Below are 25,322 nucleotides of genomic sequence, written 5' to 3' on the forward strand. Positions count from 1 at the left end.
TCCCTATTATTTATGGATTTCAAAGCTTTATTTCAGTTCCTTGAAGGTTTACAGCAGAATAACAATAAAGACTGGATGGATGCTAATCGTAAAGAATATCAATCATTACGTAATTCATTTATCCAATGGCTAGATCGATTAGATACCAAATTAGCAACTATTGATCCTGATTATTATCCAACTCCTGGTAAAAAAGGCATCAATCGAATTAATAACAACCTTCTTTTTCATCCAAACAAACCTGTTTATAAAGATCATTTTGCTGCAGGATTAGATCAAAAGTCAAAACAAGGAGATTTCTATATTCAGGTTGGAGTTAATGATTGCGAATTGGCTGGCGGATATTGGAAACCTGACAACAAAATTCTTAATAGTATTCGTGAAGCTATTGATTATAATGGAGAGGAACTTAAGAAAATCATCAATAAAAAGAGTTTTCAGAAAACGTTCGGCAAATTATATGATGACGGAGATTCTCTAAAAAAAGCTCCTAAAGGATATTCTATGAGTCACGAGCACATAGAATTATTACAATATAAAACTCTCGCTGTTATTCACCCGTTAACCAAAGAAGAAGTTTTAAGCAAAGATTTCGAAAAAAAAGTAATTGAAGTTTATAAAGAAATGCTTCCTTTCAGAAGATATTTGCGTCATGCAGTTACAGTTTAATTTTCTGAAATAAATACTTCACAATCATATTTGTTGCTCCAGTATTACTATTGATAAAATGTCCTGAAATCATTCCCGTGCGTTCTCTAAACTTTTTATCCCCAATAAGCTTATTCATAATTTTCGAAAAATCCTCTGTATTACTAACCGAAAATAAACCTGCCAACTTCTGCAACTGTTTTGCTTCTCTGAAGTTTTCAAAGTTTTCACCAATAATAATAGGTATTCCAAAGGTAGCTGGTTCCAGAATATTATGAAGGCCCGAATTACCCATAGCTCCACCCACATAGGCAATATCACCATAACTATATACACGTGATAAATAACCTATAGTATTCATTATAAACACTTGGTGATCCTTTAAACCTTTACCGTCCTTTTCGGTATATAAAACGGTTTTCTTTATTAGCCTTTGTTTTAAAGCATTCACACTACTTTCTTTAATTTCATGCGGAGCGATAATAAAACAAACATCTTCTGAAGCTTGATTTACAAAATCAATAAAAACACTCTCATCTTCAGGCCAAGAACTGCCAACCACAATACACAGTCTATTATTTACAAAATCAGTAATAAAATCTACATGGTTATCCATTTCGATCTGATGACTAACTCGATCAAAACGAGTGTCTCCACTTAAGGTTACATTTTCCAAACCTAGCTTTTTGATCAGCTCTTCAGAAGCTTTATCCTGCACAAAGAAATGATCAATAGTTTGTAATGCTTTTCGCATAAATCCACCGTACCATTTAAAGAATGATTGACTTTCTCTAAATGCCGATGATATAAATACTGTTGGAATACCTTTGGATTGAAGCTCTTTCAGATAATTAGGCCAAAACTCATACTTTACAAACACTGCCAACTCGGGTTGAACTAGCTCCACGAAACGTCTGGCATTTCTTTTGGTATCTATAGGCAGATATACAATTATATCAGCAAGCGTACTGTTCTTTTTAGCCTCATAGCCTGAGGGAGAAAAAAAAGTCACCAACAATTTATGATCAGGATATTTCTTTTTAAGTTCTTCCATCACCGGAACACCTTGTTCATATTCACCTAAAGATGCACAATGAAACCACAAGACACAGCCCTGAGCGGGAAAATGTTTTTCTAAAGTTTTAAAGACTTCTTTTCTTCCGTTGACAAATAATTTAAGTTTTGGACTGAATAATCCAATTACAGGAAGTAAACTATTAAATAATGAAATAAAAATGTTGTATAAAAAGCCCAAAAGCAATGATTTTTATGAATTGCTAAAATACAGCTCTTTGTTGTAAAAAAAGATCTAAAAATTTCAAAAGAAGATCTTTTCAAAATTTATCAATTCAATAATTAAAGATTAAATACTTTAAATAAAATAAAGTTTTTGTATTAAAAATTTAATAAATTAATACTCTTATTCACACAAACTCAATACTTATGAAACTAAAAACTACCCTAATTGCATTATTTTCATGCATGATTCTTTGTGCTCAAAGTTTTAAAGAAGTTCAACTTCCTACTCCTGACCAATTAAGTCCTTTTTTTATTGGACCTTTAATAAAATCAACAATCCATTATGGAGCTACTCCTGCTAATTATAATGGAAAAGTAATCGTTTTTAACCATGGATATATTGACCTTAACCAAGGACAATTCTTAATCGACAACTCATTTTATCAGGAAACATATAATGAAGGGTATCAAGCTGTTTTTGTGGCCACCACCAGAGGTGAAGGAATATGGGTAAACGGCGAATTACTAGCCGAATCTATCGATATTATTACAGAAAAATTCAATGTACCACAAGTTTATCTAGTAGGACATAGTAATGGAGGAAAAGCTTCGGAAGCCGCTATGTTTCAATACGGAAAAAAAGACAAAGTAACCAGAGCGTTTGCATTAGGAACCCCATTTTGGGGAACATATCTTGCAGATATTTCTCAGATGCCTTGGTTAAATTGGGCCTGGCGACTTACTGGTCTGAATGAAGGTGCACGAACCTCGACCACATACTATTGCCGAAATGTAGTACGCCCCTACCTGGATAATCATCCCGATAATGAACCCGAAAAATTTGTTGTATTAGGTGCTTCAGGTTTTTATAATGGGTCAACCATAGCTGCTCCCGCTTTCCTAATAACTGGTGGTATTTTACTACCGGTCCAAGGAACAAACGATGGAGTGTCCCCTTACAGCAGCACACTAAGACCAGGGGCAGAATATGTTTTTAGTAAAAACGATTCTAGAGCTATTTTTGATCACTTGGATGTTGGCTTGGGGCAGTTTAGCTGGTCGTATATAAAACCTTATCTCGAAAACCGTTCTCAAAAAAGTGCTGTTGTTGATAAATTTGATAATTCCAAAATTGAAAGTAATTATTATATAATTCATTCCGAAAATGAATATGATCAAATACATCTAGATAAAAATTCTGATTTCGCTATTGCTGAAATTATTCACGAAAACCCTTCAGCCGGCTTCCAAATTTCAGATAAAAACTATAAAAAACTAAATACTTCAGAAATCTATAACAGAGAAGCTCATAAAACTGTTATTACATTCTCAGAAAATATCATCAACCTAAAAAGCGACTCTCGATTTGCAGCTTTTGTAAAACAGAATAATGGAATCACAATGTCATTAGAACAATTAACCAATAACGACCACCCAACATTAAAAGTTGATATAAATTCTAATAAAAAAGACTTTCAGCTACTTACCAATACTCAAGTTCGTGGTGTTATTATCAAAACTTCCAAAATTGATGGTACTCCATTACAAAATGATCCTGAGGTTATTACTTTTGATAAAAAAGGAGATAGTTTTTATTTTGAAACTAAAAATCTGGAAGAAGGTGTTTATAGCTTGTTTTTGAATTCTGAAAGTAAAGACAATTTCAAAAGAAGTATCATTTCCGGCTTCGTCGTAGGTGACATTAAAAGGAGTTTAAATGAAAGCAAGGATGAAAATCTGATCAAAACATCTCAAAAATCAATTAAGATTATTCCAAATTCAGTTAAAAATGAAGCGTCAATAGATCTATTTGGATACGCACTACCAAATCAGCTTTCGATAAACATATATGATATTACCGGAAAGGCAATTAACAATTTTTCGATAAAAACTACGAATCAAAGTACACAATATAATATTTCAGCACAAGTACAATCACTAAGTAGAGGTATGTATCTATTAAAAATCAATGATTTTAAAACCATAAAATTCATCAAAGAATAAACACAACAACAGGTAGATCAGGTAAATTGAATCCAAAAACACATTTTGCCTGAGCTACACATTGGCAATCGCATCATTATTTTGTACTTTCGTCGGGTTACAAAACACATCTTATGAAGAAGATTCAAATGGTTGACCTTAAGGGTCAATATGCACATATTAAAGAAAGAGTAGATGCATCTGTTCTTGAGGTTATTAACTCTACAGCTTTTATTAATGGTCCTGAAGTACATAGTTTTCAGAAAGAATTAGAAGAGTATCTGGATGTAAAACATGTGATTCCATGTGCTAACGGAACCGATGCTTTACAGATAGCCATGATGGGATTAGGTCTTAAGCCAGGTGATGAAGTGATTACTGCGGACTTCACTTTTGCTGCTACTGTAGAAGTAATCGCTTTATTACAGCTTACACCAGTATTGGTAGATGTGGAACAGGATTCTTTTAATATTGATCCGGATGCTATTAGAAAAGCGATCACTCCAAATACGAAAGCTATTGTTCCGGTTCATTTATTTGGCCAAGCAGCTAATATGGATGAGATTATGGCTATTGCCAAAGAGCATAATCTATATGTAATAGAAGATAATGCACAAGGTATTGGAGGAAGTTATAAATTCAATGATAAAAAAGTTGCCAAAACAGGAACGATAGGTCACGTTGCTTCTACTTCATTCTTCCCTTCAAAAAATTTAGGGTGTTACGGTGATGGTGGGGCCATTTTTACCAATGATGATGATTTAGCACATACCATACGTGGAATTGTAAATCACGGAATGTATGTAAGATATCATCACGATGTGGTAGGTGTAAATTCTAGGCTGGATTCTATTCAGGCTGCCATACTTAGAGCTAAGCTCCCTAATCTTGATAATTATAATAATGCAAGAAGAGCAGCAGCTAGAAAATACAATAAAGCTTTTGAAGGTGTTAAAAATATTGTAACTCCAAAAGTAAAAGGTAATGATTGTGCCACTCGCGAAGATGTAATTTGTGATACTTGTAACTGCCACGTATTCCATCAATATACCCTAAGAGTATTAAATTCTGATCGTGATGCTTTAGCAAAACACCTAAATGATAACGGAATTCCGTGTGGTGTATATTACCCTATTCCATTACATAACCAAAAAGCATATCAGGATGATCGGTATAATGAAGCTGATTTTCCTGTAACCAATCAATTGGTAAAAGAAGTGATTTCATTACCCATGCATACAGAATTAGATGATGAGCAAATTGATTTTATCACTAAAACCGTGATTGATTTTGTAAATCAATAGTTTTTATAAAAACTACTATAATATTAAGCGAAGTAGAAATGCTTTTTTGACTTCGCTTAATGTTATAAAAAAATTTACTTTTTATTACCCCAATTAACCTAACCTGCTCTAACAATGGATCATTCCTGTATCTGTTACAATATTGTTGAACATACATTTTCCGAAATTCCTCGCTTACCAGAAGCTTTTATTGTATCCTACAGAAACAACCAATTAGAATACATCGAAAAGCAGGCTACTGCTGAGACTTTAGAAAGTTTCAAGTTACCTTATCAAGAAACTCCTCACGAACAGCTTTTAGAGATTTGTTCAGTATTAAGACCTACAGCATTAGAGCAACGATTTCAACCTAAAAAGAAAAGAAAAAACCTCTCTTTACAAGAATTATTAAAAGATCCTAAGATCAAAGAGATCATTCTAAGTTTTGTAACTCGTAAACTAACTACCTTCTATAATCTTGTACATCAACATCAGTATCCAATAAGTTATCAAGCCAAAAGGAAAGAACCTGTAGAAAATTTCAGGCTTCAGATAAATAAAATTCCTCTGGAGCCTATATTACAGTTTACCAAAACGGAAGAAGGCATTGAGTATGCATTTACGCTTCAGCATCAAGAAAAAGAATATATTCCTTCTAAAAACGATATTAAAATTTTATTGAATGAACCTTCGTGGATTATTCTAAATCAAAATCTATTTCAAATCCAGGGTTTAAATGCCAATAAGCTAAAACCTTTTCTGAACAAAGAAAAAATAACCATTCAGCAGAAACATATCAAAACTTATCTGGAAAAAGTAATTGTCCCTGTTATCAAGAATATAGAAGTTGAAGCTAATGGATTTGAGATCATTAATAATCAAAATCTAATCTCCTATTCGATTGAGATCGTACAAGATTTCATACAAAATAAGTACGTTGCCAAAATAGTATTTATATACGAGCACTGCTCTTTTGATTTTAATAGCCATAAAACTACTACTTCAGATGTATTTTTTGAAAATGAAGACCAAATACAGATTATTCAAACAAAAAGAAATTCAGAACTAGAACAGGAAATTGTAAATCGATTAGTTACCAAAGGACTTACTCTTAATCACAATCTATTACTAGAAATTCCTGAAACCGATGATACCTTTGCAATTATTGATTGGGTAAAAACTCACAATTCTAAACTAAAAGCTGAAGGGTTTAAAATTAAGTTGCCGGAGATTTTAGATAAGCAAATTTCCGTCGAGCCGCATCATATCGAAATCCAAAACGACCAACAGAAGGATTGGTTTGATATAAAAGGAGTGGTCACAATCGGAAGTCAAGAGATTGCCTTTAGCAAATTTATTAAGCATATTAGACAAAATGATCGCTTTTTCCCTTTAGATGATAATTCTCTTTTTATTATTCCTCAGGAATGGATGACACGCTATAAAAAACTTGCTGACTTTGGTAAAGTAGAAGAAGAGAATATCATACTAAATAAAAGTAATTACACGGTACTCAAAGATATTATTCCTCCAGAAGAAATTTCGATCGAAGAAATTCAGGAAACATCCTATCACGCCTCATCAGATTTAAAAGCTACATTAAGACCTTACCAACTAGAAGGTGTCCAGTGGTTAGTAAAACATTATCACAATGGCCTAGGTGCTTGCCTTGCTGATGATATGGGGTTAGGAAAAACATTACAAACCATCGCTACATTAGTTTTTGCCAAAGAACAATTGCAACCCACAGAAGAAAATGTAGAAAAAATACAGTTTGACCTGTTTAGTAACCCTCTAGAAGTCAAAACCTTTTTAAAAGCCTTGATTGTACTTCCATCATCTTTGGTATTCAACTGGGCACAAGAGATTTTAAAATTTGCACCTCATTTTAATATTGTAAAATATACTGGAGCTGATCGTAAAAAAATCACTCCATATATAGAAACTTATGATATAATTCTTACTACCTACACCACAATAGCCAGAGATATTGAGGCATTGAAAAAATTCAGTTTTAATTACCTGATTATTGACGAAAGTCAACAGATAAAAAACAAAGATTCTAAGATTTTTCAGGCAATCAATCAGATTAACACTCAAAACAAAATTTCGTTAAGTGGTACTCCTATTGAGAATTCATTATCTGACCTATGGTCACAGATGCAATTTATCAATCCGGGAATGTTAGGAAGCTTTGCTTTTTTTAAGGATCATTTTAAAATTCCTATCGAAAAGCACCAGGACATTGAAAAAGTTGAAGAACTCAAAACATTAATCGAGCCTTTTATACTAAGACGGGTTAAAGAACAGGTTGCCAAAGATCTTCCTGAGTTATCAGAACAGATAATTTATACTGAAATGCTTCCAAAACAGGAGAAGCTATATGAATCTGAAAAATCTGCCGCTAGAAATTTATTATTAGGCATTGATGGTCAAATAACTAATAAAATAAATATCATCAATACCCTTACCAAACTACGACAATTAGCTAATCATCCTGTTTTATTAGATGCCAAAATTCATGATCCTTCCGGAAAATTCGAAGATGTTACCAATTATCTCGAAACGCTGGTCAAAGCAAATAAAAAAGTATTGATTTTTAGCTCTTTTGTTTCACACCTTAGCTTATATGAAAATTGGTGTCGTCAAAACAGTATATCATATGTTACCTTAACCGGAAAAACTGCTACCTCAGAGCGCGAAGAAATTGTCAACCATTTTCAGGAAGACGATCACATTAACTTATTCTTTATTTCTCTAAAAGCGGGTGGTGTTGGGCTCAATCTCACCAAAGCTTCCTATGTAATATTATTAGATCCTTGGTGGAACCCATTTATTGAGAAACAGGCCATCGCCCGTTCGCATCGTATTGGTCAAACCAATAACGTGATGGTTACTCGATTTATCACTAAAAATAGTATTGAAGAAAAAATTATTCAGCTTCAGGAAAAGAAAAAACATTTATCTGATGAGATTATAGAAGTAAATGCCATACCAGAGTATATTGAAGAAGGTTTGGAGGAATTATTAAAGTAACTTCCTTTTTAGAAGGGAAACTTGAACAACTCACCCAATTAGGCTATATTTAGCCTAAACATTTACACAAATCATGATGAAATTCTTTTACGCGCTGCTTTTCGCATTGATAAGCACTACTCTATTTGCACAAGACACATATCTACATTGCGGAAAATTAATTGATACCAAAAACGGAAAGGTTCTTACAGAAAAAACTGTGGTGGTAACCGAAAATAAAATTCTGAAAATCGAAAACGGTTACGTCGATGGTAAAAAAGATGATATCACGATCGATCTTAAGGACAAAACTGTAATGCCAGGGTTAATTGATATGCACGTTCACCTTGAGGGTGAAACTAATCCGAAGGCCTATCTAAAAAAATATACTGATAATGAAGCTGATCTGGCTTTTGATGCAGTCGGTTTTGCAAAAAAAACACTCATGGCCGGATTCACTACAGTAAGAGATCTAGGAGGAAGTGGAGTAAATATATCTTTAAAAAAAGCAATCGCACAAGGTAAGATTGATGGCCCAAGAGTTTTTACAGCTGGTAAATCCCTCGCAACTACCGGAGGACATGCAGATCCCACAAATGGAGGTAAAAAATCATTAATAGGAGACCCTGGGCCAAAAGAAGGCGTTGTAAATAGCGTGGAAGATGCCAAAAAAGCGGTAAGACAACGTTATAAAAATGGTGCTGATCTAATTAAAATTACTGCAACCGGTGGAGTACTTAGTGTTGCTAAAAGTGGATCTAACCCACAATTTACAGTAGAGGAGATCAAAGCTATTTGTGAAACTGCCAAAGACTATGGTTTTCATGTTGCTGCACATGCCCATGGAGACGAAGGAATGCAACGTGCAATCCTGGGAGGTGTAAAAACAATAGAGCACGGAACATTGATGAGCGAAAAAACTATGGATCTGATGAAGCAACACGATGCCTATTTAGTACCAACCATCACTGCAGGAAAAGAAGTAACGGATAAAGCCAAAATTGATGGATATTATCCAGCTATTATTGTGCCTAAAGCATTGGATATTGGTCCTAAAATCCAGAACACTTTTGGTAAAGCCTATAAAAAAGGGGTGGGCATTGCTTTTGGAACCGATGCAGGAGTATTTAAACACGGTCAAAACGGAAAAGAATTTGGGTTTATGGTTGAAGCAGGGATGCCACCTATGGCTACCATTCAAAGTGCCACGACTACTAACGCTAAAATCCTAAATATACAAGATGAGCTAGGACAAATCTCGCCTGGCTTCATAGCTGATATTGTTGCAGTAAATGATGACCCCACGCAAAAGATTAATACTATGGAAAACGTAGTGTTTGTAATGAAAGAAGGGAAAATATATAAGAGGTAGACTTAGAGGATTAACACACAGCTATTATCACCCATTGAGAAATGACGAAAGCTCCAGCCAAAGTAACAATTCATATGGTATCAAGTCTTGACGGCTTTATAGCTAAAAAAGATGGAAGTGTTTCCTGGCTTCAATCAGCAGATAACTATGAGAAAGGAGTCACTCTATCAGAAGAAGATATAAATGAGTTTCTCAAAAAAATAGATTGTTATGTCATGGGATCTCAGACATATGAACATGCATTGCAACTTGGATGGCCCTATGGTAACGTTCCGGTAATTGTATTAACGGATAGAAGCTTACATGTAGATAGAGAAAGTGTCGTACTGTATTCCGGTAATCTTCATAATCTAATAAATAACAAGCTAAAACCAGACTACAAGAATATTTGGTTAGTAGGAGGTGCCAAGGTTACCAAGGATTTTATCCGCTTAGGCTTGGCAGATGATATAATAATATCTATCATGCCAATTATTCTAGGTGACGGAACACTTTTCTTTGACTACATTGGACAAGAACAGAGGTTACACTTAAAAGACGTAACTGCATATAAAGATGGAATGGTAGAACTTTGGTATGAAATAAAAAAAGAATAAAAATATACCAATATTCTTAATAAAAATTACTTTATCAAAAAATCCAAATGAAGACCAAGCACCTTTTATTAATAATTTCATTTATTACCTGCTCATTAACTAATGAATCAAAAGCTCAAAGCGGAGATTTTAAAACTTATGAGAAAAGTAATCACGAATTAACGTTTGAGTCAGATACTGGTGTTAAATTAAGATTTCAATTTTATGCTAATGATATCATTAGAATTCAATGGGTAAAAAAAGATGAATCCTTTTTTCCTGATGATCATTATGAAATGGTAGAGTATCATAATCGTAAAGGTACTTATGAAATAGAAGAAAAGGACAATCTATTCCTAATCAACGTTGGATCAAAAAAGAAACTTCTGATCGAATTGCGGAAATCTCCGATGAAGTTTAAAATTATTGACAACCAGTCAAATCGAGAACTACTATCCGAGAAAAATGGAATTTCCTGGAAAGAAAACAAGATATCTAATGATTTTAAACTGGATAACATAGAACACTTTTGTGGGATGGGGTATCAATCATTTGGGAGAGTCGAGTCGATTGACCTGAAGGGGAAAAGGGTTAGTTGCAATTATGGAGATGGGCTGGTAGATTGGGGAGCTCCACAAGGTGTATTGACAGTGCCTTTTTATCTATCTAATAAAGGGTATGGTATTTTTTTAAACAGCACATTTCAACACGACTTTAATTTTGGAAAAGATAATGAATATCAATTCAATATTGACACCAAAGGGTTTCAAGGACAAATGGATTATTTCTTCGTTTTTGGACCAGAATTCAAAGGCATACTGAACAGTTATACACAATTGACCGGTAGACCTAGATTACCTCAGCGCTCGATATTTGGACTACAACTTTCGGATAAAGGAGATCCAAAACACAATGGAGTTGAATGGTGGAAAAATAAAATCACAGCACATCGCAATGCCGGATTCCCTCTGGATCATTTAGTCAATGATAATAGATGGCGAGCTGGTTCAGGTGCTTGGTCTGACTCTTGGTTCGAGTGGGATCCTAATCGAACTCCGGATCCTAAGGCATTTGCAACCTGGTGTAAAGAAAACAATGTCACTGTAACCCTTGATTTCAACAGAAATAATGCTGCCTTATGTGAAGGGTGGAAACAAAGATACAACATTCCGGAAGCAGAAAAGTATACTGAACATTATGGTAATAGCGCCCCGGATTATTCTAATCCGGAAACTCGTAAGTGGATATGGGGATTATTTTGGAAAAAGACATTTGATCCTAAATTAGGATATCCTGGAGATGCTTTATGGATTGATGAAACTGATGATTTATGGGAATTAAACGATAGTATTATCTGTGCCAATGGAAGAAGTTGGGCAGAAAATGAAAACTATTACCCATATTTTATTTCTAAAGCTATAGTACAAGAAGGGTGGGACAACAAAAATAATACAACAACTCCCGGAATTGGTGAATCAAAAAGACCTTATGTATGGGTAAGATCTATGTCTGCCGGAGCACAGCGGTATGCAACACATTGGATAGGCGATATCAAATGTGATTGGGATTGGATGAAATCCACCATAAGATCATTACAAACATCTGGTTTAGCAGGTTTTCCATATTTTAATCATGATGCAGGAGGTTTTAGACCTCCTGGACCGGACGATAGTTTTTATGTGCAATGGGCTATGGCTTTTGGCAGTTTTACACCAATCTGGAGACCCCACGGTATGGGAGAAAATAAACGTTGGCCACTAGACAGATCAAAAACAGGTCAAAATGCAGCACTCAAATACGGAAAAATGAGATATGAAATGATACCCTATATTTATACATATGCATATCATGCTCACCAAACAGGAACTCCAATGTCAAGAGCTATGGTAATCGATTATCAAAACACACCCGAAGCGTGGAAATACGATTTACAGTATATGTGGGGAAATGAACTTTTGGTAGCACCATCATATTCACCTAATAATTCTATTCTAGATATATGGTTACCACCTGGTCAAAAATGGTATAATTACTGGACAGATAATATTACAGGTGGTGGTCAAGTTATTCAACACAAAGCAATTTTTGGAGAGTTGCCACTATTTGTAAAAGAAGGATCTATAATCCCTAAATACAACTATGCTCAGAGCACATTTACTTTAGACCCATCTGAATTAAGTATTCATATATATACTGGTAAAGATTCTGAATTTACATTATATGAAGATGATAGTGTAAGTGAAAAATATAGAACAAAAGGCGAACATAGGAAAACTAATATCCAATACTCCGAAATCGACAATAAACTTGTGATACATAAAGTCAGAGGAAGTTATGAAGGAGCAATTTCAAAGAAAAGCTATAAGTTATTTTTTCATGGAATCGAATCACCTAAGAATTTAGTGTCAAATAACAAAGAGCTAAAAGTAGTTTCGTCTATCACAGAACTTGAGCAAGAAGAGTCTGGTCAGTTTTGGGATAAAGCTAACAAAATGTTACTAGTCGTTTTTAAAAATCATAACGTGAACACTGATCTAGTTTTTAAAAATAAAGATTAAATTACCTTATAAAATAAAGTCTTCAATCAAAATTAAATTAAATGAAAATCAGACACTTCCTATTAATCGTTTTATCTATCACAATATTAAGCTGCAAACCACAAAAAGAAAAAACAGAAGCTGCTTCAACAGTTGAAACAAAAAAAACAACAAAGAAAGAAGCTACAGCACAACCCAATGTTACTGTATTAGAAAAAGAATTCGAAATGCCGGGATTAGATCGTTCACGTCAAATCAGGATTTATCTGCCACCTAATTATGAAAAATCGGACTCTAAATATCCTGTACTTTATATGCACGACGCCCAAAACTTGTTTGACGACGCAACTGCCTATGCAGGAGAATGGGGAATAGATGAGAGTTTAAACAAGCTTGCAAAAACCCAAAATTTAGAACTTATTGTCATAGGCATTGACAATGGCGGAGAAAAACGAATGAATGAATTAAGTCCCTGGAAGAACAAAGAGTTTGGCAACCCTGAGGGTGAAGCCTATATGGATTTTATTGTTAAAACCATCAAACCTTATATTGATTCAAACTATAGAACATTGACAGATAAGGATCATACCGCTATACTGGGTAGTTCTATGGGGGGATTAATTTCGCACTATGCCATTTATAAATATCCTGAGATATTCGGCAAAGCTGGAATCTTCTCCCCATCTTACTGGTTTTCAGAAGAAGTATTCAGTTTTACAAAAGATAACCCTGTACCTCATGACAGTCGATTATATTTGCTTGTTGGCAAAAAAGAAGGTCCTAACATGCATACCAATACCCAAAAAATGTATGACCAGATTGTTACCGCTACCCATCCTAAAAAAAACATTAGCGTTCTTATTGATCCTGAAGGAGAACATAATGAGGCATTTTGGAAAAAACACTTCCCCACTGCCATACTATGGTTGTTCAAATCATAATCTTAAAAAGTTATTATATGAAAACATATGCCATATATATACTACTGACTTTAATCTCTTTTTCATCCTGGAGTCAAGAATCAGATCTTTCAATATTCGAACCCCTTACTGGTAAATTATGGAAAGCCGAAGGCAAATGGGGTGATGACAGCAAGTTTAAGCAAGAAATCATCTTTTTATATGAATTAAATCATACTTTGGTTATTGCAAAATCCAAAGGCTTTACCAATAAAGAACAAACTGAGTATGATTTTCGTAATCATGGAATCCGGAAATACGATGCAGAAACCAAAACCATTAAATTCTGGGAGTTTGATATTTTTGGAGGTGTTACCGAAGGTACTATCAAAGCTGAAGGTAAAAATATCATTTACCAATATCAATATGGTGAATCTTTGGTTACGGATATGTGGGAATATGTAAATGAAAACACTTATAATTTTAAAGTCGGCAGTTATATAGATGGGAAATGGAAACAAATCTATTTAGAAACACAGTTTAAGGCTGAGCAAACTGAAAATAATGGCAGATAGAAAGTTCTTTTTTAGACCTTATCTACGCTAATAATGATAAACAAAACTAGTTGAACTATCATTTATAGTTCATCATAAGTTATCATATTTACAAAAATTAATAGTTCAAAGTTATGCAGATTGTAAAACCTGACCTCAATCGTTTTGAGTTCATTAAAGATTTTCCATACAAAGAGAATTTTATAGATTTTGAAGGGATGCAAATGCATTATATCGATGAAGGAAAAGGAGAAACAATTTTAGCACTTCATGGCGAACCTACCTGGTCCTATCTTTACAGAAAATTTATACCTATCCTTAAAGATTATAGATTTATAGCTCCGGACTTCATTGGATTTGGCAAATCGGATAAAATTGTGGGACGAAAAAACTACTCATTTGATCTTCATTTTAGATCTTTAGACAATTTTATTCATAAGCTTGAGCTCAAAGATATTACACTTATAGTGCAAGATTGGGGAGGATTATTGGGCCTACCGTTATTGGCAGAATATCCTGATTTGTTTAAAAGAGTGGTGATTTTAAATACTTTTCTTCCTACGGGAAAGAAAATGTCATTTCCTTTTAAGTTATGGAGAATGTTTGCAAAATATCACCCTTCGTTACCTGTTGGAGGTATTGTACAATATGCTTCTTATAAAAAACTATCAAAAGACATAATTGATGCATACAACGCTCCGTTTCCCAACAAAAAACATAAAGGCGGAGCTGTTGCTTTTCCGTTATTGGTTCCATCGACCCCAAATGATCCAGCGGTCAAACCTATTCAAAAAGCTAGAGATGTACTTTCAACTTGGAATAAACCTGCATTGATTATGTTCTCTGATAAAGACAAAGTATTAGGCGGACTTGAAAAATTCTTTTACCGACTAATTCCATCGAGTAATAAGCAACAAAAAATTACAATCAAAGATGCAGGGCACTTTTTACAAGAAGAAAAAGGTGAAGAAATAGCTACCTATATCGATAAATTCATGAAAGGTGAATTGAGAGTTAAAGAATAATAACTTTGAGAAAAAAAGTAAAAACCTCATAAGTTAGACCTATGAGGTTTTTTATGTTATAAGATAATGTATTCTAGATAGAAGCAGAAATCGTTTCCATAGAACGATCTACTTTTTTCACTAATCCGGACAACACTTTTCCAGGGCCAACTTCTGTAAATGATGTCGCTCCATCTTTAATCATATTTTGCACACTCTGTGTCCATTTTACTGGAGCCGTTAACTGAGCAATCAGATTCTTTTTAATCTCCTCTGGATCTGTGACTGCTGTGGTAGTTACATTCTGATATATTGGACAACTTGGAGTATTAAAAGTCGTTGCTTCAATTGCTGCGGCCAACTCTTCTCTTGCAGGTTCCATTAAAGGAGAATGAAACGCCCCTCCTACTGGTAAGACTAATGCTCTACGAGCACCTTTTTCTTTCATTACTTCACAAGCTTTTTCAATAGCCTCTACTTCTCCAGAAATCACTAGTTGTCCGGGGCAGTTATAGTTTGCAGCTACCACTACTCCATCAATCTCTTTACAAACTTGCTCAACAACCGCATCCTCTAATCCTAAAACCGCCGCCATCGTAGAAGGTTTCAATTCACATGCATGTTGCATAGCCAAAGCTCTTTTAGATACTAAGCGAAGTGCATCTTCAAAGTTTAATGTCCCATTAGCTACCAAAGCAGAAAATTCTCCCAAAGAATGTCCTGCAACCATATCAGGCTTAAAACTATCACCTAATACTTTACTTAATATTACCGAATGTAAAAATATAGCAGGTTGTGTAACTTTGGTTTCTTTCAGCTCATCCGCAGAACCTTCAAACATAATTTTAGTGATCTCAAAACCTAAAATTTCATTAGCTTTATGAAACAACTCTTTAGCAATTTCTGAGTTTTCATATAGATCCAGCCCCATTCCTGAGAATTGAGCCCCCTGACCTGGAAATACATATGCGTTCATGTACTGTGTGTTTAAAATTTTAACAAAAGTAGTGATTCTTAGTTATAAAGTCACAAAGAATCAAAGTTGTAAAGATTTTGTTATGAGTAAAGATCTAATACACTCTTCACTCTTTTATAATAAGAACTTCCGAATATATTAAGATGTACTAATAAATAATATAGTTGCCATATCGGCAATCGATTTTTCCAATTTCCGTCAAGCGGAAAAACTTCATGATACACCTCAAACAATTCATTATCAAAACCACCAAACAAATGCATCATCCCAATGTCCATTTCCCGAGGAGCATATGCAACTGCCGGATCAATCAAAGAAGGTTTTCCTGAAGCATCAACCATAAAATTACCGTTCCACAAATCTCCGTGTACTAAACTTGACTTTTCATTAGGGATTTCATTTTCAATATTTCTATAAAAAACATCTACATCAGAAAATGAGAATCCGTTCTGAATTGCCAGCTTAAATTGTGGTATTAATCTCTGAGTAATATAAAACTCTGAAGCAGAAGCCTGCTTTGTATTATATTGTGGTAAGCTTCCGATATAATTATCGGTTTCTAAACCAAAATATGGCCTACTATTTTGATGTAAAGCTGCCAATTGTTGTCCAAATACTTTCCAAAAGTCATTACTTTGCATTCCTGAATCTATATATTCCAATAACAAAAAAGATACGTCATCCAATTCTCCATAATGCAGTACTTCTGGAATAATAAAAGTTTTAGAATCTTTGAGTTCTCTTAGCCCGATGGCCTCAGCCTGGAACATTCCTTGAAATTGAGAAGCGCTATTGATTTTAACAACTACCTTCTGTGTAGACGTTACCAATATATATACTTCATTAATATCTCCACCCGATAATGGCGCTGTAGATATAATTTTTTCTGAAAGAAGTGTTTCGAAGTGTTTTATGAGTTCAGAAGAAATCATTACTTCTTCTTATAAGTCAAATACGTAAAAGGATATTGATGCTTTTCATCTTTATCATGAAATTCCTCCTTAACTAACTCCCACACCTCAGCATCAAACTCTGGAAAAAATGCATCTGCTTCAAATTCCCCATGAACTCTGGTTAGCTCAATACAATTAGCATATTCTAACCCCAATGTATAAATTTCACCTCCACCTATGATAAAGGGATTAGTATCGCTTTTTGATTTCTCTAAAGCTTCTTCCATAGTTTGCACCACAATTACACCTTCTGCTTGATAGTCTTTATTACGTGAAATCACAATATGAACTCTATTGGGTAATAGTTTTGGAAAAGATTCAAACGTCTTTCTACCCATAATAATATGGTGACCTGTAGTTAATTGCTTAAATCGTTTAAAATCATCTGGCAAATGCCATACCAGATCATTATCTTTTCCTAAAGCATTATTCTCTCCAGCAGCGGCAATCATAGTAATTATCTGCTTAGGTTTTTTCTTTTCTTCTATAGTGACTGGCTGCTTTGCTTTGATAAATTCTTCTTTCTTTTTGATTAATTCTTCTTTTGGATACATTAGATCGACATCTCTTTGAATTAATGCAATTTCCTCTTTCTGCTTTACAATCAGGCGTTCCATCTGTCGATCTGTCCATTCCTGACCCATAAAAGAATGAAACAGCCATACATTACAAAAATGCAATACAAATAAAAACCCCCAACAAATAATAGCTATAAAAGACCATTTAGCACCAAAAAAAGTAACCTCTGCACCTAATCCAAATATCAAATTAAGAACTACGAAAAAGATAGACCCCACAACAAAGACAATGAAGTGATTGAATAAACGCTTCTTCTGGATAACTCTCTTTCGGGCATGCTCATATAATTCCCTTTGTAAGGGATCGATTTGAGGAGTATCTTTTCTCTTTGAAAACATATTAATAGTACCTTAGTAATGTCTAATTATTATATCCGAGTAAATATAAAGGTTTTGTAAAAAAGCCAAATATAACATATGAAGAATTTAAGAAAAGAATTCCCGATTTTAACCAAGAACACATACCTTAACACTGCTTCATCCGGATTATTATACAATTCTTTATTAGATTTCAGACAAGAGCACGATCTTGATTTTTTAATTGGAGGTAGCTTATTTAGGAATAAGCAACAGGCATTTCTAAATAGTATACGCAAGACTATCTCAGCATTCTTTGGTAGTAAACAAAACAACACCGTATTAACTCCTAATTTTTCATTAGGTTTAAATACTATATTAAATGGTATTGAAAAAAATAAAAAAGTACTTTTATTAGACGAGGATTATCCATCGGTAAACTTTGCATTTGCTAATAAAGGTTATGCCGTTTGCTATGCAAAAGTCAATGCTACTTTAGAACAAAATATTGAAGAAGCTATCATAAAACACAAACCTAATATACTCGCTTTAAGTTTGGTTCAATATGTAAATGGTATAGTGATAGATCTAGATTTCCTTCGAAAATTAAAATCTAAAAATCCTAATCTCTTAATAATTGCCGATGCAACTCAATTTTGTGGTACAAGAGTATTTGATTTTGACAGTTCAGGAATTGATATTCTTGGATGTAGCGGATACAAATGGTTATTAGGAGGTTATGGTAATGGTTTTATATTATTTAAAGATCAAATACTAGATCAGATCACACCTAATTCGTATAAAAACGCTGCAAATGAAGCAGATTATGATCCTTCATACACTAGTTTACAAGCAAGATTTGAGTGTGGACATCTAGACACCTTCAACTTTGGAAGTTTGGAATTTTCTTTAAATTTTTTATCCAAAATTGGGCTATCAACGATTGAAGAAAAAATAATAAAATTAGCTGATTATGCTAAAACGGAACTTTGCAAGTTAGATCTACTTGAAGAAGATGTTGTACAAAGACAAAATAATAGTTCAATTTTTAATATAAAAGGTGATCAAAAATTATTCAACTACCTTTCAGAAAATGATATTACCACTTCAGTAAGAGGTTCTGGAATTCGGATTAGTCTTCATTTTTATAACACAAAAGAAGATGTTGAAAAATTACTTTCTGCACTACATCGTTATCGTTAATATCTATTTGTTAAATGTTGATTAAATTACTGATAATCCGACATTTCACGCTTTTCAGATTTAATGTTTTGTAGTAATTTAGTTTTGAATTTTGTTAACCAATAATTAATTTTAAACTAAATTATGGCAATTACCAAGCAATACTTAAAATCAAAACCTGTTTGTAAAGTTACTTTTACAGTTCCAGCAAAAGAAGCAAATAGTGTTAGCGTAGCCGGAGAATTTAATGAGTGGAGTACAGAGGCTACAGTATTAAAAAAACTAAAAAACGGAACTTTTAAAGGAACCGTTGATCTACCAAAAGATAATAAATTCGAATTTAAATACGTAGTGGACGGTGAATGGACCAATGAGTCTGAAGCTGACGGATATCAGTGGAATGACTATGCAGCTGCTGATAACAGTTTATTGGTTTTATAAAAAGTAATAGAAAATGTTGAGGTTGCAGGATTTTAGTCTACAACCTCAACACCTTTCCAAAAGGCAACATAACCCTTGATTTGTTTTGCCAAATCACTCGTTTCCGGGTAGTACCAAGCTGCATCTTTATTTTCTTTACCATTCACTTCTACAGTATAATATGACGCAACACCTTTCCAAGGACAATTGGTGTGCGTGTCAGTAGATTTAAAAAATTCTTTTTTAATAGTTTCAGGAGGAAAATAGTGATTGTTTTCAATCACTTTAGTATCATTACTTTCAGCTATTACTTGCCCATTCCATATTGCTTTCATCTGTTCTTTTTTTAAAGTTTTTACTTTGTAACTACTTAGTAGCCTTTGTAATTAAATAATCCTTATACTCTTGATTTTCATTTGTAAAAGATTGTACAACTTCTAATCCGGATTCTTCTGTCAGCCATTTAACAATATCATCATCATATTTTTGAGAAATCTCAGTATGGATGCTTTCCCAGGCTTCAAAATGAACTTCTAAAGATAAACTATTGATATCTACTGTTTGTTTCTCTTTACTTACCAAATAACTTTTGGCGGTTCCACTTTCTGGATCATACGTTTCCCAATGCATAAATTTGTCTAAATCAAAATTAGCATCAAGCTCTTTATTGATTCTTGCCAGAATATTTTTATTAAAAGCTGCCGTTACACCAGTTTTGTCGTTATAAGCATCCAAAACTTTCTGAGGGTGTTTCTTTTGATCAAATCCCATAAAAAGTAAATCTCCGGGATTTATGGCATTACATAATTTCTTTAGGAATTGAATAGCCCTAGGGTGTAATAAATTACCAATATTAGAACCTAATACCATAATCACCTTTTTGCGATCACTGATATGCTTCAATCGATCTAAAACTTCAAAATACTCTCCTATCTGACCTTGCACTATAACCTTAGGCATTTCCAGATCCAGATTCTTTACTAATCCTTCAATGGCGTTCTCACTAATATCAATTGGGTTATACGTAAAATCGTGATTTTTATCTAACAACTCTCTGAGTAAAATCTTAGTTTTTTTCCCGTCACCAGCGCCAAGTTCAATAAGATCAAAACCTTCATTATCCGAATCAAAGCCTCTAATGATTTCAGATTTTTGAGTTTCAAATATTTCATACTCTGCTCGAGTAAGGTAATATTCTGGTAATTCCATGATTTGCTGAAAAAGTTCATCTCCTACCTCATCATAGAAAAATTTGGACGATAAATATTTTGGGAATGCAGATAGTCCTTCGCACACTTCTTTTTCAAAAGTGGACACAGAAACTTTTTGGTCTTTACAATTCATCTAAAAATAGAGTTATATATCTTTCACCAATCGCAATCCTGTAAATTGCCATCTAAGGTTAGGGTGAAAAAAATTACGATATGTTGGTCTTGTATGATTTTGAGGTGTGGCTACTGATCCTCCACGAAGTACTTTTTGGTTTACCATAAATTTACCATTATACTCGCCGAGTGCACCTGGAGCCTTCTCATAATTAGGATAAGGAAGATATGCACTTTCTGTCCATTCCCATCGCTTTCCCCAATCAAAAAATTGGTTTGCAGCTTCCCATTCGAATTCAGTTGGTAAACGTTCTCCTTTCCATTGCGCAAAAGCAAAGGCTTCATAATATGATATATGCGTAACAGGAGCATGCGAAAGCAAAGGCTTTAATCCCTGCATAGTATATTGATAATATTCTCCATCAACCAAATGCCAATATAAAGGAGCACTAATCTTCTCGTTATTAATCCAATCCCAAGCTTCTGCATGCCAAAGTAAGTTGTCGCTATAACCTCCATCATTAATAAACTCAAGATATTCTTCATTGGTTACCATTGCATTAGCAATAGCATATTCTTGAAGAAATACTTTATGCACACCTAATTCATTATCATAGCAAAAATCATTTCCTGAATACCCAATCTTATATATACCTTCTTCAATAATTATATATTCTGTAGTTTTTCCAAAAACAGGATTTTCTGAGAAGGTGTCATTATATTTAGGAAGAAGTGGATTATTACCCAATATGAATTTAATATCTGTCAGTAATAATTCTTGATGTTGTTTTTCATGATGAATACCAATCTCGACTAATTTCCATATTTCATTATTTTCGTTTTCTTCTAGAAAAGATTGTAAATGAGATGTTACATAATCCCTATATTCATACACTTGACTAACGGTTGGACGAGAAAGGTTTCCTCGATTTGTTCTCACCACTCGTTTACCAATACTTTCATAATAGCTATTAAACACAAAAGCATACTCGGGATGGAATCTTTGATAACCTTTTGCATACTTATCCAAAATAAATTCTTCAAAAAACCAGGTAGTATGTCCTAAATGCCATTTAGGAGGAGAAACATCAACCACGGGTTGAACTACATAATCTTCTGTTTCTAGAGGAGCGCAAATTTCTTCAGTATGAGAGCGTGTTTGTAAAAATGAAGCAATTAAATTATCAGTAATGATCATAAAAAAAAAGTGTAATCGGTTTACGAATACACTCAAATTTACTAATTTTTATATTTTATTAACTTTAAACGAAGTTAATCCAATGTTAAATAATGTTATCTATCTTGGCTTTTCGAATGTAATAGGAACAGTATATGCTATTGCTATGGGTTTCTTACCCCATTTACCAGGTTCCATCTTTGGTATTGCCCTAATAATCCTAATTGCTTCTCTCTGAAGATATCTATGCCCTCCTGTAACTTCAAGAACCTCGACTTTACCCTTTTTATTAATTATAAATTCAACGGTAACTGTTCCGCTTAATCCTTGACTTACCGCTACATCAGGATATTGGAAATTTCTTACAATATGATCTCTTAGTTTGTTATCAAAACATTTAGCAGGTGAAAATCTTGATCTATCACATTTTGGCCATATTGGCGTAATACCTTTATCATTCGCATTTTCCTTAGCCAGAATTATATCACCCTGAGCAAAAGAAGGTATGGAAATCATTATTGTAAAGATTAGTAATAGTTTCTTCATAGTATCGTATTAAATTTAAGTCAGACTGCCACCATACCCTTAATATGTGGGTGCGGATCGTAGTCCTCTAACCTGAAATCATCAAAAACGAAGCCAAAAATATCCTTTACCTCTGGATTCAATATAATTCTCGGTAATTTTTTAGGAGTTCTGGACAACTGTAAATTCAACTGTTCTATATGGTTATTATAGATATGTGCATCACCAAATGTATGAATAAAATCTCCTGCTTCATATCCACACACCTGAGCCATCATCATTGTAAACAGAGCATAAGATGCTATATTAAATGGAACCCCCAGAAATATATCTGCGCTACGCTGATATAATTGGCAAGATAATTTACCATCTGCAACATAAAATTGAAAAAAAGCATGACAAGGAGGAAGTGCTGCTTTTCCATTAGCTACATTATCCGAAAACGATTTTGACGTATCTGGTAATACACTTGGGTTCCAGGCAGAAACCATCATACGACGACTATCCGGATTGTTTTTTAACGCCTCTACAACTTCTTTTATCTGATCTATTTCATCACCATTCCAATTACGCCATTGATAACCATATACAGGGCCAAGATCTCCATTTTCATCTGCCCATTCATTCCAGATTCTAACACCATTATCCTGTAAATACTTGATATTAGTATCTCCTTTTAAAAACCAAAGTAATTCATGAACAATTGACTTAAGGTGAAGTTTTTTTGTAGTAACCATGGGAAAACCTTCACTTAGGTCAAACCGCATTTGATATCCAAACACACTTTTTGTACCTGTACCTGTTCTATCTTCCTTTTCATTTCCATTTTCTAGCACATGACGCACCAGATCAAGATATTGCTTCATATTTCTCTGACAAATTTATTTTGACTGTTTGTTAACAAAAAATTATGCTAAAGTCAAATATACAAAAAATAGGTTTTGAGATCTGTTATAAACTAAAGATTATAAAATAGTTATAAACCATTTTATTAAATTATATTATTAGTAAAAAAATAGCTACCCTATTATCATTCCTGCTATAGTAGCAGATAAAAGAGAGGCTATTGTACCTCCGAGTAAAGCTTTCATACCAAATTCAGAAAGTGTTTTTCTCTGACCGGGCGCTAACGAACCTATTCCTCCAATTTGAATTCCGATAGATGCAAAATTAGCAAAACCGCAAAGCATGTATGTAGCCATGATAACAGATTTGTTATAAGTTAAATGTGTTGTATTTGCTACATTCTTTAAATCTGCTAATTGTATATAACCAACAAACTCACTAGCTGCAAGCTTAATTCCTAGAAGTTGACCCATTAAAGCTATGTCTTCTTTGGCGACTCCAATCAACCACATTAATGGAGCAAAAAGATAGCCTAAAATAAGCTCAAGAGATAAGCTTGGATAAGCTGTGTTTGATACTATCCAAGTGTTTATAGAAGTAATATCTCCAACCCAACTTAATATACCGTTCAGCATAGCAATAAAAGCCACAAACACTAATAACATAGCGCCAACATTTACAGCTAGTTTTAAGCCTTCGGTTGTTCCGTTTGCTATAGCATCTAAAATATTAGATCCTATTTTTTCTGAAGAAACATATACGTCTGTATTAATTTCTTCTGTTTGAGGAAATAGTATTTTAGAAATAACAATTGCTCCTGGAGCTGCCATAACTGATGCAGCTAATAGGTGTTTTGCAAATTGTAGTCTCAAAACAGGATCATCTCCTCCTAAAAACCCTATATAAGCTGCCAATACAGCTCCCGCAACAGTTGCCATGCCACCGATCATAACCAATAGCATTTCAGACTTATTCATCTTTTCTAGATACGCTTTAATTAATAGAGGTGCTTCTGTTTGCCCTAAAAATATATTCCCTGCTACACTTAAACTTTCTGCTCCAGATATCTTTAGTGCTTTCGTTAACAGCCAAGCCAAACCTTTTACTACTTTTTGAATAATACCTAAATAAAATAATAAAGAGGTTAAGGCTGAAAAGAATATAATAGTTGGCAATACTTGAAAAGCAAATATAAAACCAAAGGTATCCATATCTACAACCAAACCTTCAAACAAAAATTTACTTCCTGCTCTAGTGAAATCTAAAACACTAACAAATAGGCTTCCAACCCATTCAAATATGGTTTGAATAAACGGCACTCTTAAAACTCCAATGGCAATTATTAATTGAAACCCAATACCTAACCCAACTGTTTTCCAATTAATCCCTTTTCGATTACTACTAAATAAATAAGCTATAATCAAAAGTACAATCATTCCTAACACTCCTCTCCACAAACTATTAAAAGAAAATCCTTGATTAGGAATTAATTCTTTATTAGTTTCTGTTTTAACGACAACAGTCTCTGCAGCATTTTTACTCGCCTTTAACTCATAAGAGATTCCTTTTTTAGTCAGCACCAAAGTTGAATCTGTTATCTTATTAATTTTATATTTAATTAAAGAATCTTCCGCTATCTCAGGAAAAAAAATCAGGACATTATTTTGCTTAATATAATCACCTTTTAACACCCTCTTATTATTATCAAAAGAATATGAAAATATTCCTTTGTCTAAATGCAAATAATCATCTTCTCCTGCATCAAAAATCCCTTGAGATTCTCCTTTAACCTCTTCTAACATCCAATTCTTTTCTATGGACTGTGCAGATATCGTTGCAACCAAGAATATTGCGAACAGTGAGGTAAGTAATCCTTTCTTCATAAAACTAAAAATCATTAAAAATAAGGTAAGTAAATCATAGGATGAGGAAGG

General features: G+C 33.7%; 22 protein-coding genes. 12 read left to right on the forward strand and 10 right to left on the reverse strand.

All coding sequences use genetic code 11. The annotated features are described in order from the left end of the window. Positions 1-12 precede the first annotated feature (12 nt). Positions 13-669 (forward strand): DUF2461 domain-containing protein, encoded by a 657-nt coding sequence (locus J8M14_RS00450; protein ID WP_211072377.1) that lies wholly within the window; start codon positions 13-15, stop codon positions 667-669. Here J8M14_RS00450 and J8M14_RS00455 read toward each other — a convergent pair. Then, positions 659-1,903: a glycosyltransferase N-terminal domain-containing protein gene (locus J8M14_RS00455; protein ID WP_211072378.1), complete on the reverse strand. Its 1,245-nt coding sequence runs from the start codon at positions 1,901-1,903 to the stop codon at positions 659-661. The genes J8M14_RS00450 and J8M14_RS00455 overlap by 11 nt on opposite strands. 188 nt (positions 1,904-2,091) lie before the next feature. Here J8M14_RS00455 and J8M14_RS00460 point away from each other — a divergent pair, with 188 nt between their 5' ends. The 9 genes from J8M14_RS00460 (at position 2,092) to J8M14_RS00500 (ending at position 15,130) form a co-directional block, all read left to right on the forward strand. Then, on the forward strand, positions 2,092-3,891 hold the full coding sequence (locus tag J8M14_RS00460; RefSeq protein ID WP_211072379.1) for a T9SS type A sorting domain-containing protein: 1,800 nt from the start codon (positions 2,092-2,094) through the stop codon (positions 3,889-3,891). Between the two features lie 113 nt (positions 3,892-4,004). Next, positions 4,005-5,174, forward strand: coding sequence for a DegT/DnrJ/EryC1/StrS family aminotransferase (locus J8M14_RS00465; protein ID WP_211072380.1), 1,170 nt, complete (start codon positions 4,005-4,007; stop codon positions 5,172-5,174). A 114-nt stretch (positions 5,175-5,288) separates the two neighbouring features. Beyond that, on the forward strand, positions 5,289-8,189 hold the full coding sequence (locus J8M14_RS00470; protein WP_211072381.1) for an SNF2-related protein: 2,901 nt from the start codon (positions 5,289-5,291) through the stop codon (positions 8,187-8,189). Positions 8,190-8,265: 76 nt separating this feature from the next. Then, positions 8,266-9,540 (forward strand): amidohydrolase family protein, encoded by a 1,275-nt coding sequence (locus J8M14_RS00475; RefSeq protein WP_211072961.1) that lies wholly within the window; start codon positions 8,266-8,268, stop codon positions 9,538-9,540. 41 nt (positions 9,541-9,581) lie between these two features. Continuing rightward, the gene (locus J8M14_RS00480; protein ID WP_211072382.1) at positions 9,582-10,136 is read left to right on the forward strand and encodes a dihydrofolate reductase family protein; all 555 of its coding nucleotides are present in this window, start codon (positions 9,582-9,584) and stop codon (positions 10,134-10,136) included. 47 nt (positions 10,137-10,183) lie between these two features. Beyond that, on the forward strand, positions 10,184-12,673 hold the full coding sequence (locus tag J8M14_RS00485; RefSeq protein ID WP_211072383.1) for a TIM-barrel domain-containing protein: 2,490 nt from the start codon (positions 10,184-10,186) through the stop codon (positions 12,671-12,673). Between the two features lie 41 nt (positions 12,674-12,714). After that, positions 12,715-13,593, forward strand: coding sequence for an alpha/beta hydrolase-fold protein (locus J8M14_RS00490; RefSeq protein WP_211072384.1), 879 nt, complete (start codon positions 12,715-12,717; stop codon positions 13,591-13,593). A gap of 17 nt (positions 13,594-13,610) precedes the next feature. Further along, a complete protein-coding gene (locus J8M14_RS00495) occupies positions 13,611-14,126 on the forward strand; it encodes a hypothetical protein (protein WP_211072385.1) in 516 nt (171 codons plus the stop codon). A gap of 113 nt (positions 14,127-14,239) precedes the next feature. Continuing rightward, positions 14,240-15,130, forward strand: a complete 891-nt coding sequence (locus J8M14_RS00500) for a haloalkane dehalogenase (RefSeq protein WP_211072386.1) — start codon at positions 14,240-14,242, stop codon at positions 15,128-15,130. Positions 15,131-15,203: 73 nt separating this feature from the next. Here the strand turns inward: J8M14_RS00500 and fabD are convergent, their stop codons facing one another. From fabD to J8M14_RS00515, 3 genes are all read right to left on the reverse strand, one after another. Then, positions 15,204-16,085 carry an ACP S-malonyltransferase gene (fabD, locus tag J8M14_RS00505; protein WP_211072387.1) on the reverse strand — a complete coding sequence of 294 codons (882 nt, stop codon included), beginning with the start codon at positions 16,083-16,085 and terminating at the stop codon, positions 15,204-15,206. A gap of 80 nt (positions 16,086-16,165) precedes the next feature. Then, the gene (locus J8M14_RS00510; protein ID WP_211072388.1) at positions 16,166-17,017 is read right to left on the reverse strand and encodes a fructosamine kinase family protein; all 852 of its coding nucleotides are present in this window, start codon (positions 17,015-17,017) and stop codon (positions 16,166-16,168) included. Further along, positions 17,017-17,955: a dihydrofolate reductase gene (locus J8M14_RS00515; RefSeq protein ID WP_211072389.1), complete on the reverse strand. Its 939-nt coding sequence runs from the start codon at positions 17,953-17,955 to the stop codon at positions 17,017-17,019. The genes J8M14_RS00510 and J8M14_RS00515 overlap by 1 nt, the downstream gene beginning before the upstream one ends. Positions 17,956-18,033: 78 nt before the next feature. Between J8M14_RS00515 and J8M14_RS00520 the strand changes: the two genes are divergently transcribed. Beyond that, positions 18,034-19,116, forward strand: a complete 1,083-nt coding sequence (locus J8M14_RS00520; protein ID WP_211072390.1) for an aminotransferase class V-fold PLP-dependent enzyme — start codon at positions 18,034-18,036, stop codon at positions 19,114-19,116. Positions 19,117-19,239: 123 nt separating this feature from the next. Further along, a complete protein-coding gene (locus J8M14_RS00525) occupies positions 19,240-19,536 on the forward strand; it encodes an isoamylase early set domain-containing protein (protein WP_211072391.1) in 297 nt (98 codons plus the stop codon). Between the two features lie 32 nt (positions 19,537-19,568). Here the strand turns inward: J8M14_RS00525 and J8M14_RS00530 are convergent, their stop codons facing one another. The 6 genes from J8M14_RS00530 to J8M14_RS00555 all read right to left on the reverse strand — a co-directional run bounded on the left by J8M14_RS00530 (position 19,569) and on the right by J8M14_RS00555 (position 25,271). After that, on the reverse strand, positions 19,569-19,850 hold the full coding sequence (locus J8M14_RS00530) for a DUF427 domain-containing protein (protein ID WP_211072392.1): 282 nt from the start codon (positions 19,848-19,850) through the stop codon (positions 19,569-19,571). 31 nt (positions 19,851-19,881) lie between these two features. Next, complete coding sequence (locus tag J8M14_RS00535) at positions 19,882-20,859, reverse strand: L-histidine N(alpha)-methyltransferase (protein WP_211072393.1); 978 nt, start codon at positions 20,857-20,859, stop codon at positions 19,882-19,884. Between the two features lie 12 nt (positions 20,860-20,871). Next, positions 20,872-22,038, reverse strand: coding sequence for an ergothioneine biosynthesis protein EgtB (gene egtB, locus J8M14_RS00540; RefSeq protein ID WP_211072394.1), 1,167 nt, complete (start codon positions 22,036-22,038; stop codon positions 20,872-20,874). A gap of 99 nt (positions 22,039-22,137) precedes the next feature. Continuing rightward, the gene (locus J8M14_RS00545) at positions 22,138-22,563 is read right to left on the reverse strand and encodes an energy transducer TonB (RefSeq protein WP_211072395.1); all 426 of its coding nucleotides are present in this window, start codon (positions 22,561-22,563) and stop codon (positions 22,138-22,140) included. A gap of 20 nt (positions 22,564-22,583) precedes the next feature. After that, positions 22,584-23,408 carry a thymidylate synthase gene (locus J8M14_RS00550; RefSeq protein ID WP_211072396.1) on the reverse strand — a complete coding sequence of 275 codons (825 nt, stop codon included), beginning with the start codon at positions 23,406-23,408 and terminating at the stop codon, positions 22,584-22,586. Between the two features lie 153 nt (positions 23,409-23,561). Next, positions 23,562-25,271: a nucleoside transporter C-terminal domain-containing protein gene (locus J8M14_RS00555; protein WP_211072397.1), complete on the reverse strand. Its 1,710-nt coding sequence runs from the start codon at positions 25,269-25,271 to the stop codon at positions 23,562-23,564. Positions 25,272-25,322: the final 51 nt, after the last annotated feature.

The organism is Aquimarina sp. MMG016 (assembly GCF_018100805.1).
Lineage (GTDB): Bacteria > Bacteroidota > Bacteroidia > Flavobacteriales > Flavobacteriaceae > Aquimarina.